The sequence below is a fragment of the Enterococcus sp. AAFC-DPL-5182 genome (genome assembly GCF_058216605.1).
Genome location: NZ_CM177101.1, coordinates 1,960,333 through 1,974,443, shown reverse-complemented (window position 1 = coordinate 1,974,443; position 14,111 = coordinate 1,960,333). Strand labels below are relative to the sequence as shown.

The 14,111-nt window shown below is 38.9% G+C and carries 9 protein-coding genes; 7 read left to right on the top strand and 2 right to left on the bottom strand.

What is annotated here, in order from left to right:
- Window positions 1–44 precede the first annotated feature (44 nt).
- Window positions 45–1,187, bottom strand: a complete 1,143-nt coding sequence (locus AC4BB7_RS09070) for an LPXTG cell wall anchor domain-containing protein (protein ID WP_490482803.1) — start codon at window positions 1,185–1,187, stop codon at window positions 45–47.
- Window positions 1,188–1,505: 318 nt separating this feature from the next.
- Here AC4BB7_RS09070 and AC4BB7_RS09065 point away from each other — a divergent pair, with 318 nt between their 5' ends.
- Window positions 1,506–2,363, top strand: a complete 858-nt coding sequence (locus AC4BB7_RS09065) for a glucosaminidase domain-containing protein (RefSeq protein ID WP_490482802.1) — start codon at window positions 1,506–1,508, stop codon at window positions 2,361–2,363.
- 56 nt (window positions 2,364–2,419) lie between these two features.
- On the opposite strand, the gene AC4BB7_RS09060 is transcribed toward AC4BB7_RS09065, so the two are convergent.
- Window positions 2,420–3,415, bottom strand: a complete 996-nt coding sequence (locus AC4BB7_RS09060) for a 4-hydroxy-3-methylbut-2-enyl diphosphate reductase (RefSeq protein WP_490482801.1) — start codon at window positions 3,413–3,415, stop codon at window positions 2,420–2,422.
- A 187-nt stretch (window positions 3,416–3,602) separates the two neighbouring features.
- On the opposite strand from AC4BB7_RS09060, the gene cysK reads away from it, so the two are divergent.
- The 6 genes from cysK to AC4BB7_RS09030 all read left to right on the top strand — a co-directional run bounded on the left by cysK (window position 3,603) and on the right by AC4BB7_RS09030 (window position 13,995).
- Entirely contained in the window at window positions 3,603–4,532 is a 930-nt protein-coding gene (gene cysK / locus AC4BB7_RS09055; protein ID WP_490482800.1) for a cysteine synthase A, read from the top strand.
- A gap of 197 nt (window positions 4,533–4,729) precedes the next feature.
- Window positions 4,730–5,167 carry a peroxide-responsive transcriptional repressor PerR gene (gene perR / locus AC4BB7_RS09050; RefSeq protein ID WP_086313079.1) on the top strand — a complete coding sequence of 146 codons (438 nt, stop codon included), beginning with the start codon at window positions 4,730–4,732 and terminating at the stop codon, window positions 5,165–5,167.
- Between the two features lie 13 nt (window positions 5,168–5,180).
- On the top strand, window positions 5,181–5,561 hold the full coding sequence (locus AC4BB7_RS09045; protein ID WP_086313078.1) for a RidA family protein: 381 nt from the start codon (window positions 5,181–5,183) through the stop codon (window positions 5,559–5,561).
- A 254-nt stretch (window positions 5,562–5,815) separates the two neighbouring features.
- A complete protein-coding gene (locus tag AC4BB7_RS09040) occupies window positions 5,816–7,165 on the top strand; it encodes an NADH oxidase (protein ID WP_490482799.1) in 1,350 nt (449 codons plus the stop codon).
- A 127-nt stretch (window positions 7,166–7,292) separates the two neighbouring features.
- Window positions 7,293–7,934 (top strand): YczE/YyaS/YitT family protein, encoded by a 642-nt coding sequence (locus tag AC4BB7_RS09035; RefSeq protein WP_086313076.1) that lies wholly within the window; start codon window positions 7,293–7,295, stop codon window positions 7,932–7,934.
- 463 nt (window positions 7,935–8,397) lie between these two features.
- Complete coding sequence (locus AC4BB7_RS09030) at window positions 8,398–13,995, top strand: Ig-like domain-containing protein (protein WP_490482798.1); 5,598 nt, start codon at window positions 8,398–8,400, stop codon at window positions 13,993–13,995.
- Window positions 13,996–14,111 lie beyond the last annotated feature (116 nt).

The window sequence follows — 14,111 nt, the reverse complement described above, 5'->3', positions numbered from 1 at the left end:
ACGAGTTGTGACTTTCTGTTTTTTTATTTTTTAAATTAAGAATTTTATATTATCTTTTTATAGATAAAAGGTATTGATAAAATGGTAAGAAAACCTAGAATGACCAATTTGAAATTTTTATTTTCTCCTGTTTTAGGAAGATTTTTTGTTGTTTTACCAATTGGTTTGGTACTTATCGTAGTATGAGAAGAAGCTGTTTTTTCTGGAATAGTAAATGAGACGGTTTCACTGTAATCATCCCCAAGATAGGCAGTGATAGTTAGCACAGTGCCTGGAGCAAGGGGGGCTTCTTTATATGAAAAATAGCCGTTTTCATCACTCATTACACGTGCTTGTCCCATAGTAGTTGGCATCGTAAGTCCAACAGCTGCATGAGGAGCAGTTTTTCCACTAAGGGTTCCTGTGTCATGATCATAAGATAAATCACTGATTGTTAAGGTGGCAGCTTTCGTCGGGATTGTATAACTGATCTCTTCACCAGAAGCCCCGTTTAAATAAGCAATAAACATGACTTCCTGACCAGAAGAAAATTGACCTACAAACGAAAAGTTCCCATTCTTATCTGTTGTTGTTAAGTCATCTACTTTTGGACTTTTATTAGTAGAAAGAGTAGCATAAATTTCAGCACCAGGAGCAGTTTTACCTGAAACAGTTTTAGTTGCAAAATCATAAGATAAATTTGAAATTGTTAACGAAGGATCATTCGGAATAATAAAAGTAGTCGGTTCACTAAGTACGTCATTTAGTTGTGCGGTAAGGCTTATTTTTCTTCCTGTATCAAAAAGGTGATTAATGGAAAAATGTCCATTATTGTCAGCTTCCGCTGTCGCACTTGGTTCCGCAATTCCGTTTGAATCATAAACAATTGTAGCGTAAACTGTAGCTCTTGGAGCGGTTTTACCTGAAATAGTTTTAGATACAAAATCATAGGATAAACTTGAAATAGTCAAACTAGAATCGGCTGAATTTCTATTTTCGCGTGAACTCTCAGTCGAATTTTCAGTTTTTTTCGTTTTAGACTCTGCAGAAGAAGTTGATTGCTCTTCAGATACTGCTTCAGATGTTACAGGAATATTACTGGAATTTTCTTCAGAACTTGTAATTGTTTCTCCCAAACTGATAGTAGGTAATACTGTTAAACCGACTAATAATGTGCTTATACCCAACCATATTGCCATTTTTTTCATTTTATTCACTCCATTTAAAGTTTTTTTGTAATCATTACGTAATAATTGTAACATGAAAAGAAAGTATTGCAATCGTTTTATAGGCATTTAAAAAAACTTAATAATTGCGGGACAAAGGTATTTATCTAAAAAAAAACGTCCGAATAATAGACACTAAGTAAACTGTATAAAACAAATATAGGATTGGTCAATAAAACAAAAATTTCAACTGGGTTACGCCTGTTTTAAAACTTCAAATTTCAAGAGTAAATAATTGTTTATAAGAAAGACCCCGAGTAGAATGATGGTACGATGTTCTAATTGAGGAGGAACAAATGAATGGACGAGATTAAAACAAGAAGTAGTAGACACCAGCAAAAAGAGCATAAAAATAGACGTATGCGTCTGACCTCTATGGTAGGGACTTCATTAGTATTTCTTCCAATTGCAGGTAATTTATTACCACTAGGAGTTCAAGCAACTGAAGTTGAAACGCAAAACGAAGTTTCTCAACAAGCATTTATTGATTCTATTGGATATTCGGCTTCTTCCGTAGCTGATGCCAATGACTTATATGCCTCTGTTATGATTGCACAAGCATTGTTAGAAAGCAGTTACGGTACGTCAGGCCTAGCAGCGGCGCCTAATTACAATTTATTTGGTGTGAAGGGCAGTTACGGTGGTCAAACAGTTTATATGCCTACATCAGAGTATTTAAATGGCGAATGGGTGACAGTGACTGAACCTTTTAGAAGTTATCCATCATATACTGAATCATTTCAGGATCATGCGAATGTCCTAAGAACAACCATAGCCTCCAGCGGTAATTACCATTATTCAGGCGTGTGGAAAAGTAATACGTCTAGTTATATGGATGCTACAGCAGCACTAGCTGGACGTTATGCAACGGATCCTAATTATGCAAGCAAATTGAATTGGTTAATTTCTGCTTATGGTTTAACAGCTTATGACAGTGGAAGCACTGGATCATTTGTGACAAATGATAATTCAACGACGGACCAATCAACGATTGGTCAAAGTAGCACAACTACCACTGCTCAATCTTACACTGTAGCCTCTGGAGATACTCTATGGGGGATTGCTGAAAAGTTTGGCATTTCTGTGGATCAACTTATGGCATCAAACGGCATAACTGCTGAATTAATTACTGTTGGGCAAGTATTACAAGTCGTATAAAATAAAGCTAGCAACATTTTGTCATCTCAATGACTTTTTGTTGTTAGCTTTATTTTTTATCGTTTACCTGATCGCAATTCTTCTAAACGCCGTTGACGATTTTTCGTAAGATCTTTTATTCTTGGTCTAGGTAAAATGTCTTCAGGCATTGTTCTTGAATTCCTTATGTGAGTGTTGGAATCATCAATATCAAAATGAGTTAAATAATCAATAACTTCACGAACAATTTGAGTGGGAGTAGAAGCGCCTGCCGTTACAGCGATTTGCTCAACATCAGCCAACCAGTTAGGGTCTATTTGTGAAACATCAGAGATTCTGTGCGCTGGAACTCCAGCTTGTTCAATAGAAACTTGCGCTAATCGATTACTGTTATTGCTTTTCGGATCACCAACAACAATTGTTAAATCACAACCTTGAGCTTGTTCAACGATCGCTTCTTGACGAACCTGGGTCGCTTTACAAATATCTTTGTGAATCACCACATGAGGGTATTTCTCCTGAATGGAATCCATCAAGTCACTAACATCCCATTGGCTCATAGTTGTTTGATTGGTCACAAAGATTTTATCAGCATCCAGCTGTAAATTCGCAATATCAGGTAAATTAGCAACTAAATGAACATGTTCGGGTGAAACACCAATCGCGCCTTCAGGTTCCGGGTGATTTTTTTTTCCAATATAAATGATTTCATAACCTTCTGCAACTTTTTCAGCGATTAATTCGTGTGTAATCATCACATCAGGACACGTTGCATCAATAACAGTCAAACCTTTTTCGATAGCTAACTCTTTTACTTTTGGTGAAGTGCCATGCGCTGTGAAAATAACGGTTCCCTGATCGACTTGGGATAGAATCTCTTCACGGTTATTACCATCTAATGTATGGATTCCGATGCTTTCAAAGGCGTCTGTTACGTGTTTATTGTGAACGATCATACCTAAAATATAGATTGGACGTGGTAAGCTTTCATCAAGAGACGCGTTTCTAGCAATAACCATTGCATCAACAACTCCGTAACAATAGCCACGGGGACTAATATTTTTAATTTTCATAAGGGAATATACTCCTATTTACGATTTTTAAGTCTTCTCTACTATACACTATTTTTGTTAAATTTGTTTAAAGAGTATAGTCCAAGTAGGGAATAGTAGCAAAATGATAGCCAGATAAGATCATATGAGCTATTATAAATACAAGAAAGTTTTTACGTATTCGAATAACAAAATGGAGGAATGGATCATGACTCAAATTTTTAATTCTGTTACCGAATTAATAGGGAAGACTCCTATTGTAAAGTTAGGACACATTGTCCCTGATGGAGCCGCTGATATTTTTGTGAAACTGGAATTTTTTAATCCGGGCGGAAGTGTAAAAGATCGAATTGCATTAAGTATGATCGAGAAAGCTGAAAAGACCGGTCAACTTAAAGCGGGCGATACCATCGTGGAACCAACTAGTGGAAACACTGGTATCGGTTTAGCAATGGTCGGAGCTGCCAAAGGGTATAAGGTAATTATTGTTATGCCGGATACGATGAGTGTTGAACGTAGAAAATTAATGCAGGCATACGGCGCTGAGTTATTGCTTACTCCAGGTTCTGATGGCATGAAAGGTGCAATCGCTAAAGCATCCGAATTATCAGAAAAAGACGGCTACTTTATGCCGATGCAATTTGATAATCCAGCTAATCCAGAAGCTCATGAAAAAACAACTGGGAAAGAAATACAAGATGTTTTTGGACCAGCAGGGTTAGAAGCGTTTGTAGCTGGAGTGGGAACTGGTGGAACGATTACTGGAGTTGGAAAAGAACTGAAACGAGTTTATCCGAAAATTTCAATAGTTGCAGTTGAACCGACTGAGTCACCTGTTTTAGAAGGTGGAACTCCGGGTCCGCATAAAATACAAGGAATCGGCGCAGGTTTCATACCCAAAGTATTAGACACAGATATCTATGGAGAGGTCATTGCAGTGGCTAGTGAAGATGCAATGGAAACTGCTCGTCAATTAGCAATGCAAGAAGGGCTGCTCGTTGGGATATCAGCTGGAGCTGCGGTACATGCCGCTATTCAAGTCGCGAAAAAATTAGGACCAGGTAAAAAAGTATTGACTGTTATTCCTGACAATGGTGAACGTTACTTGTCAACAGCGTTTTATAATTTTCCAGAATAATAAGATTGTAAAAGGGAAGCGTGAAATTACGGTTTCCTTTTTTTGTATATATAATCAACCAAAAAGTGTGTAATAATTATATTATTTTTAAAAATTGGTGTTAAACCTGATATTTCCTAGGGTATTTACGTAATTATTCTTGTCAATATAGATTAGAAATAGTATCATTTAGGAAAGAAGACTGGGAGGGGAAACAAATGGACAATGTATTGGTAAAAAATGCACTTGAAGAGTTAAAAGAAGCCAATATTCGTATTACTCCTCAAAGGTATGCAATTTTGGAATATCTAATTGAGAATCATAGCCATCCAACAGCCGATGAAATTTATCGTTCACTAGAAGATCGTTTTCCGAATATGAGTGTTGCAACTGTTTATAATAATTTACGTTTGTTTACTGACATTGGTTTTGTTCAAGAGATGAATTATGGTGATGCGTCTAGTCGCTTTGATTTCAGCTCTAAAAAACATTACCATGCCATCTGTCAGAATTGTGGTAAAATCGTCGATTTTCATTATCCAGGTTTGGAAGATGTTGAAATGGCGGCGAGTAAATTGACTGGCTTTGAAATTAATGAACATAGATTAGAATTATATGGTCTGTGTCCAGACTGTCAAAAAGCAAAAAAAGAATGAAATGAGGGGTAAAATGAAATCAATCAATACAGATAAAGCGCCAAAAGCAATTGGTCCTTATGTACAGGGGAACATTGTGAATGGCTTGTTATTTGCCTCAGGTCAAGTTCCATTAAGTCCTGAAACTGGCGAAGTTGTTGGTACTACGATTGAAGAACAAGCTGAACAAGTTCTTAAAAATATTGCTGCGATTTTAGAAGAAGCAGGTAGTGACTTTGATCATGTTGTCAAAACCACATGTTTTTTAAAGAATATGAACGATTTTGTAGCATTCAATGAAGTTTATGCAAAAGCCTTTACCAATCAATTACCTGCGCGTTCTGCTGTAGAAGTAGCCCGTTTACCTAAAGATGTTCTTGTTGAAATAGAAATTATAGCTTCAATAAATCAATAGCAACTTATTTTCACAAGCTGAGAAATTAACATTTCTCGGCTTTTTTTGTTGAAAAGACAGTGTTTAGAAGTGTTTATATAGTTAATTTGATGAAAATAAGGTTAAAAATAGACGAGTTTGTGAAAAAATAAGTTTTCGATTCACAAGCAAAGAACTCGAATATGGCTTTCTATTTTGTTATATTTTTAGTATACCAATAGATTCATAATGAGTTCGTTGGTGAAAAATTTAACTTGAAAGAAGGGATTTACAAAATGAAAGTCGTAGTCGTAGGATGTACGCATGCAGGAACAGCTGCAGTCAAAAGTATTTTAACAAATCACCCAAATGCGGAGGTAACCGTTTATGAACGAAATGATAATGTATCGTTTCTATCATGCGGGATTGCTTTATACGTTGGAGGAGTAGTGAAGGAGGCTAGCAGCTTATTCTATTCAAGTCCTGAAGAACTAGCGTCTCTTGGTGCTACAGTTAAAATGGAACATGAAGTCGAAACAATCGATGTTGATCATAAAACAGTAACTGCAAAAGATTTACACACTGGTGTTGAAGAAACGGTGTCATACGATAAATTAGTTATGACAACAGGTTCTTGGCCAATCATTCCGCCAATTAAAGGAATTGAAGCAGAAAATATTTTATTATGTAAAAACTTTAACCAAGCGAATGTCATTATCGAACGTGCAAAAGATGCGAAAAAAGTTGTCGTTGTAGGTGGCGGATATATTGGTATCGAGTTAGTTGAAGCTTTTGTAGAGTCAGGAAAAGATGTTACACTGATCGATGGATTAGACCGTATTTTAAACAAATATTTAGACAAGCCCTTTACAGATGTTTTGGAAAAAGAACTTGTGGATCGTGGCGTAACGTTAGCACTAGGTGAGAATGTTCAAGAATTCAAAGCTGATGCAAGCGGACATGTGAATAAAGTAATTACACCTAGCCAAGAATTTGAAGCGGATATGGTCATCATGTGTGTTGGATTCAGTCCTAATACAACATTGCTTAAAGATAAAGTAGATATGCTACCAAACGGAGCTATCGTTGTAGATAAATATATGAGATCAAGCAACCCTGATATTCTTGCCGCAGGTGATAGTGCAGTTGTACACTATAATCCAAGTAATACGACGAATTATATTCCGCTAGCGACAAATGCTGTTCGCCAAGGAATGTTAGTTGGTTATAACTTAACAGAACAAAAATTAGCTTACCGCGGAACGCAAGGGACTTCTGGGCTATACTTGTTTGGTTGGAAAATTGGATCGACGGGTGTTACTTTAGAAAGTGCAAAAATGAACAACTTAGATGTTAGTGCAACACAATTTGAAGACAACTATCGTCCGGAATTCATGCCAACGACTGAAAATGTCATGATGGAATTAGTCTATGAAAAAGGGACAAATCGTATCGTCGGGGGACAATTGATGTCTAAATATGATATTACTCAATCAGCTAATACTCTATCATTAGCTGTTCAAAATGAAATGACAGTTGAAGATCTTGCCTTATCAGATTTCTTCTTCCAACCGCATTTTGATCGTCCTTGGAACTATTTAAACTTGTTAGCACAAGCTGCATTAAAAGATATTGCTCATAATTAATTGATTAGAAAAACTAGAGGTGAATGCAGGTTCACTTCTAGTTTTTTTCAGTACTCAATCGTTAATCTTGCCTTTTAATTTGATTTTTGAGATGCTTAATGGGTTAAATTAAATGAGGTGTTAGAAAATGAAGAAAAAACAGAAAAGTGAGTGGTTGATTCGCTCGTTGTACGCGTTGATAGGTGTAGCAATTTTATCTTTTGGAGCAGCAACGTTACGGATTGGCCAAGTAGGATTAGACCCCTACACAGCAGCGAATATCGGAATAGGGGAGAGTTTAGGCTTATCTTTAGGGGTGTATCAACTAATCATCAATATAGTTATTTTGGGGTTAGTTTTTGTTTTCGGAAGAAAATATATTGGTCTTGGAACAGTGATTAATATGGTTCTAACTGGTTTTTTTATTGATTTTTATACATGGCTATATTCAACCTTTGTCACAATAAAAATCAATCTATTTACTCAAGGACTGCTGCTTATTTTAGGTGTATTGATATTTACTTTTGGTGCATCGTTTTACATGTCAGCCAAAATTGGCAATGCTCCATATGATGCCATTGCCCCTATTATCGTAGAACGTACTAAAGCTCAATATCGTATAGTAAGGATCATACAAGATATCTTTTTCGTGATTTTAGCTTTTATTTTTGGGGGACCAGTTGGTCTAGGAACTGTGATTAATGCATTTTTCACTGGTCCTCTAATTGATTTTTGGAATAAAAAAGTCAGTGAACCAATCATTGAAAAAAGTGTAAAAGAAAAACTGTGATTTGACGGTTAAATTAATCAATAATAAAAAACAAAGATTATTCATTTTCTTTGTTTTTTATTTACTTTTATTCGTTGGCAAAGAGTAACTCTAGAATAAAAAGGAAGCGCTTTCTGTTATTTTAAATCAAAATGAGATATTAATTGAATAATAGATTGTGGATGCAACGCCTTTTTTTTATTATAAAATAATTAATAAATAAAAATCGTTTATACGTTGTTAAATAAGCTTTTCCGCTTGTTTTTCTTGCCGGTTTCATTTAATTATTATAAGTATATAAAAAAATAATAAGCATTTTCAATACATATCATTTCCAAAAATATTATAAAGGTTATAAAATCTGTAGGTAGAAGCTTAATTAAGTTATGTTGCTCACGATTTAAGAAAGGAGAGTGTCAATTTTTTTAAAAGCTTCTAGTTGTTCGTTATGTGGTATCAGTTTGATTGCAAGAGGAGGATAATTATGAAAGATGATAAGCAAAAAAAGAAAAGCACTAATAAATCAAAAAAACAGAATAAATATCGCGCATTATCATTAGTGTTAACAAGTAGTCTAGTTATTGCACCATTGACTGTTCCCTTGACATTTTATTTGCCAGGAGGAATTACTGCTTCCGCTGCTATATTAGATGCTGAAATCCTATCTAATATAACAAGTTCAAACGATAGTGGAACTACTACTGCCAATCGTTTTGCTGCAGATGGTGCTACAAAGAATGTCAATTTTTCAATTTCTGGAAGTGAGCTAGTTGGTGGTTCTGTTATCGCAAGCGGCACAAAGCAAGCAGTTTTATCCATTCCAACCGAATTAAATGGACGTGTTTCTACAAATGGACCGGCTCAGATTGATACAAATATTACTTTAACTGTAGGGGACCTAACATTTTTAACGGGAACATTAGATGCTGTTAACACACTATCTAATTTGTTAACTGATATTGTTGATGGTTCCTTAGGTAGTTTAACTGGTGTTACATTGAATTTAACTGAAGTTAATCAAAAAATCGATGCGTTAAATAACCTTGAAAATTTTGGTAGTGCGCAATTTAGTTCTACTGCTGTTCTTTCTCCTGACGGTAAATATATTCAAGCCAATATTGATGATGGATTAGGTTTAGTTTTAGCTCAGAATGTTTCAACACTTTTACAAGATTTGCAAGCTGCCGTTACCGCTTTAGAGGCAGATGGTAGCGGAATTGGTAGTAATATAGTTGCTGCAGCCATTAACGCTGCGCTACTTCCAGTTAAAGGCACAGTGAATACAGCTATTAACGTGGCATTACCGTTAGTCGGTCTTGGCGGAGCGGGGGTCAACCAACTGGCTGATGCTTCTGTATTAGGATCTACAACAATCAATATCCCAACAACTGTTGTTAGTCCAACAAGCTTATCTCAAAACTTAGATGCTAGATTTGTTGGTACTGTTATAAAAGCTGATACTATTGATGTTAGTTTGATCAATACGGCTAATGGGGTTTCTGATATCTATTACGCTGGTAACGCAGTAGTGGTAGCGCCTCCAGTAGTAACAAATACAACAGGTACCTCAGCAACGGGTTATACAGTAACAGGTACAGCGACAGCTGGAAATACTGTTGAAATTCGCAATACGGGTGGAACGGTAATTGGAACGGGTACAGCGGATGGTAGTGGAAACTTCAGTATTACTATTCCACAAGGTCAAGCAACAGCTAATGAGTCATTAACTGCAGTTGCCAAATCTGGATCAGACGAAAGTACACCAACACCATTTACTACACCAGCAGATACAGTAGTAGTAGCACCGCCAGTAGTAACGAATACAACAGGTACCTCAGCAACGGGTTATACAGTAACAGGTACAGCGACAGCTGGAAATACTGTTGAAATTCGCAATGTGGGTGGAACTGTAATCGGAACAGGTACAGCAGATGGAAGTGGTAACTTCAGTATTACTATTCCACAAGGCCAAGCAACAGCTAATGAGCCATTAACTGCAGTTGCCAAATCTGGATCGGATGAAAGTACGCCAACATCATTTACCACGCCTGCAGATGCAGTAGTAGTGGCACCGCCAGTAGTAACAAATACAACAGGTACCTCAACGACGGGTTATACAGTAACAGGTACAGCGACAGCTGGAAATACTGTTGAAATTCGTAATACAGGTGGAACGGTAATTGGAACGGGTACAGCGGATGGTAGCGGTAATTTCAGTATTTCAATTCCGCAAGGTCAAGCAACAGCCAACGAATCTTTAAATGCAGTTGCAAAATCTGGTTCAGACGAGAGTACACCAACCGCATTTACAACACCTGCTGATCCAATTGTAGTGGCACCGCCAGTAGTAACAAATACAACAGGTACCTCAGCAACAGGTTATACAGTAACAGGTACAGCGACAGCTGGAAATACTGTTGAAATTCGCAATGTGGGTGGAACTGTAATCGGAACAGGTACAGCGGACGGCAGCGGTAATTTTAGTATCCCGATTTCGCAAGGTCAAGCAACAGCAAGCGAGTCTTTAACTGCAGTTGCCAAATCTGGCGTAACTGAAAGTACGCCTACACCGTTTACGACGCCAGCAGATCCAGTGGTTATCGCAGCACCAACCGTTGACAATGTAACAGGCACATCCACAGCTGGCTATACAGTAACAGGTACAGCGACAGCTGGAAATACTATTGACATTAAAAACACAGGTGGCACGATAATTGGGACGGCTGTTGTGGACCCTAGCGGGAACTATACAGTGACTATTCCAGCAGGTTCAGCAACACCAAACGAACAATTATCTGCAATAGCAAAAGACGCTGATGGTAATCAAAGTCCAGCAACAGCGTTCGCCACACCAGCAGATCCAGTCGTTGTCACAGCGCCAACAGTTGATACTGTAACAGGTACTGGAGCAACAGGTTACACTGTGACAGGTACAGCGACAGCTGGAGACACAGTTGAAATTAGAAATACAGGAGGAACAGTCATTGGAACAGCGATCGCAGATCCAAGTGGCAATTACTCAGTAGTGCTTCCAGCAGGTTCAGCAACACCGAGTCAACAATTATCTGCAGTAGCCAAAGACGCTGACGGCAATCAAAGTCCAGCAACAGCATTTACAACACCAGCAGATCCGGTAGTAGTTGCAGCACCAACCGTGGATAGTGTAACGGGTACTTCAGCAACAGGGTATACCGTAACAGGTACAGCCACAGCTGGTAATACAGTGGAGATCAAAAATACAGGTGGAACGGTAATCGGAACAGCAATTGCAGATCCAAGTGGCAACTATACTGTTACGATCCCAGTTGGTCTAGCAACACCAAACCAACAATTATCTGCAGTAGCAAAAGATGCGGATGGCAATCAAAGTCCAGCAACAGCATTTACAACACCAGTGGATCCAGTCGTTGTTACAGCACCAACAGTGGATAGCGTAACGGGTACTTCAGCAACAGGTTATACAGTAACAGGTACAGCGACAGCTGGTAATACTGTAGAAGTTAAAAATACAGGCGGAACGGTAATTGGAACAGCGATTGCAGATCCAAGTGGCAACTACACAGTTGTGATTCCTGCAGGCTCAGCAACACCAAGTCAACAATTATCTGCAGTAGCAAAAGATGCGGATGGCAATCAAAGTCCAGCAACACCATTCACAACACCAGCAGATCCAGTAGTAGTCACAGCACCAACAGTAGACAGTGTAACGGGTACCTCATCAACAGGTTATACCGTAACAGGTACGGCACCAGCTGGGAGTACTGTAGAAATTAAAAACACAGGTGGCACAGTTATTGGAACAGCAGTTGCAGATCCAAGTGGCAATTACACAGTTACGATTCCGGCTGGCTCAGCATCACCAAATGAACAATTAACCGCAACAGCAAAAGATGCGGATGGTAACACAAGCCCTGGAACATCATTTACAACGCCAGCAGATCCAGTAGTAGTCACAGCACCGACAGTAGATACTGTAACAGGTACAGCTGCAACAGGTTATACCGTAACGGGAACCGCAACGGCTGGAAATACTATAGAAATCAAAAACACAGGTGGGACAGTAATCGGAACAGCGATTGCAGATCCAAGCGGCAACTACACCGTTACGATTCCAGCTGGGCAAGCAACACCAAGTCAACAATTAACCGCAACAGCCAAAGACGCTGATGGCAATCAAAGTCCGGCAACACCATTTACAACACCAGCAGATCCGGTAGTAGTTGCAGCACCAACAGTGAATACAGTAACAGGTACCTCAGCTACCGGTTATACAGTAACAGGTACAGCGACAGCTGGTAATACTGTAGAAATCAAAAATACAGGTGGCACGATTCTTGGAACAGCAGTTGCAGATCCAAGTGGAAACTTTTCAATTGTGATTCCAATCGGTTCAGCAACACCAAGTCAACAATTAACCGCAACTGCTAAAGACGCTGATGGAAACCAAAGCCCAGCAACACCATTCACTACGCCAGCAGATCCAGTGGTTGTCACAGCACCAACAGTTGATAGTGTGACAGGTAATTCAACAACAGGTTATACAGTGACAGGTACAGCACCAGCAGGAAGCACTGTAGAAATTAAAAATACAGGCGGAACGGTGATTGGAACAGGAGTAGCAGATGGTAGTGGCAATTACACAGTTACGATTCCAGCAGGCTCAGCATCACCAAACGAACAATTAACAGCAACTGCTAAAGACGCGGACGGAAACACAAGTCCTGGTACAGTCTTTACAACACCAGCAGATCCAGTGTCAATCCAAGCACCAGTGGTTACTAGTGTAACTGGAACTTCAGCAACTGGATATACAGTAGTTGGAACAGCAGTTGCAGGAGATACTGTTTCAATCAAGAAATTAAATGGAACTGTAATTGGTTCAGCTCAAGTAGATGGTAGTGGAAATTACTCAGTAGTGCTTCCAGCAGGCTCAGCTAGTCAACTTGAACAATTGAGAGCAATAGATTCTGACGGGGCAGGTAATCAAAGTCCAGCGACATCATTTACAACGCCAGCAGATCCAGTAGTAGTTGCAGCACCAATCATAACAAGTGTAGTAGGGAACTCCCAAACGGGCTATACAGTGACAGGGACAGCAACTGCAGGCAATACAGTATCACTTAGAACTCTTTCGGGAACTGAGGTAGGAGCTGGAGAAGTCGACGGAACGGGCAACTTCTCAATTGAATTGACTTCTCAAGATGTAGACCCATTACAACAATTAAATGCAGTCGCAATCGATGATGCGCTTAACTCAAGCTTACCAACATTATTTACAATTCCAGCTGATCCTTCATCAAATGTCGAGGCACCTGCTATCGATAACGTGACAGGGACATCTAAAACAGGTTACATTGTAACAGGTAGAGCAACGGCTGGAAATAAAGTGAAAATCCGCAATGCGGCAGGAAGAGTTATCGGATCAGGTGTAGCTGATTTGAATGGAACAATTTCAGGTGGAGCTCCACTTGCACTAGACGGTGAGTTTGCTATCGCTTTACCAATAGGAGCTGCTACTGAAAATGAACCACTAACAGCAATTGCTGAAAATAGCAGTGGAGATGTTAGTACAGCGACACCATTTATGACACCAGCTGATCCAACAGTTTATGTTGCTACTCCAATCATTAACAGTGTAACCGGTAATTCAATGACAGGTTATACAATCAAAGGAATTGCAACACCAGGAAATGATGTAGAACTTCAAAATGCAGCTGGAGAAGTTCTAGGTACGGCGACGGCAGGCGATAACGGTGGATTTGTTATTGAAATCCCAATCGGCTTTGCTGAACCAAAAGAGCTGATTTTAGCAATTGCCAAAGATAGCGATGGTAATCAAAGTGAACCAGCTAGCTTTAAACTGCCAGCCGATCCAAGTGACGGCAATGGCAACGGTAATGGAACTGGTAACGGCGGCAACTTAGGTAATAATAGCGGTTCTGGCTTGAAAAACCTAAGCGGCGGACAAAAAAATCTTCCTAATAACGGTGAAATTGTCAGCAATTGGGGAGTAGTAGGAGCGTTACTATTAGGTGTCTTTGCCTTCTTCACCTTCAAACGCAAAAACAAAGAAGAAGAATAATCTAAGGCATTAACAAGTTTACTTTCTATAAGGGAAAACATGAGGTGGGACTAATATCCTGCCTCGTGTTTTTTTGATGAAAATCAAAATTAGAAGTTTGCTTAGCGTTTTCTCAG

Excerpts from the sequence above, each read along its gene's own strand:
- perR (WP_086313079.1), top strand. The coding sequence starts at position 4,730 with ATGGACAATGTATTGGTAAAAAATGCACTTGAAGAGTTAAAAGAAGCC.
- AC4BB7_RS09035 (WP_086313076.1), top strand. The coding sequence starts at position 7,293 with ATGAAGAAAAAACAGAAAAGTGAGTGGTTGATTCGCTCGTTGTACGCG.
- AC4BB7_RS09030 (WP_490482798.1), top strand. The coding sequence starts at position 8,398 with ATGAAAGATGATAAGCAAAAAAAGAAAAGCACTAATAAATCAAAAAAA.
- AC4BB7_RS09060 (WP_490482801.1), bottom strand. The coding sequence starts at position 3,415 with ATGAAAATTAAAAATATTAGTCCCCGTGGCTATTGTTACGGAGTTGTT.
- AC4BB7_RS09065 (WP_490482802.1), top strand. The coding sequence starts at position 1,506 with ATGGACGAGATTAAAACAAGAAGTAGTAGACACCAGCAAAAAGAGCAT.
- cysK (WP_490482800.1), top strand. The coding sequence starts at position 3,603 with ATGACTCAAATTTTTAATTCTGTTACCGAATTAATAGGGAAGACTCCT.
- AC4BB7_RS09040 (WP_490482799.1), top strand. The coding sequence starts at position 5,816 with ATGAAAGTCGTAGTCGTAGGATGTACGCATGCAGGAACAGCTGCAGTC.
- AC4BB7_RS09070 (WP_490482803.1), bottom strand. The coding sequence starts at position 1,187 with ATGAAAAAAATGGCAATATGGTTGGGTATAAGCACATTATTAGTCGGT.
- AC4BB7_RS09045 (WP_086313078.1), top strand. The coding sequence starts at position 5,181 with ATGAAATCAATCAATACAGATAAAGCGCCAAAAGCAATTGGTCCTTAT.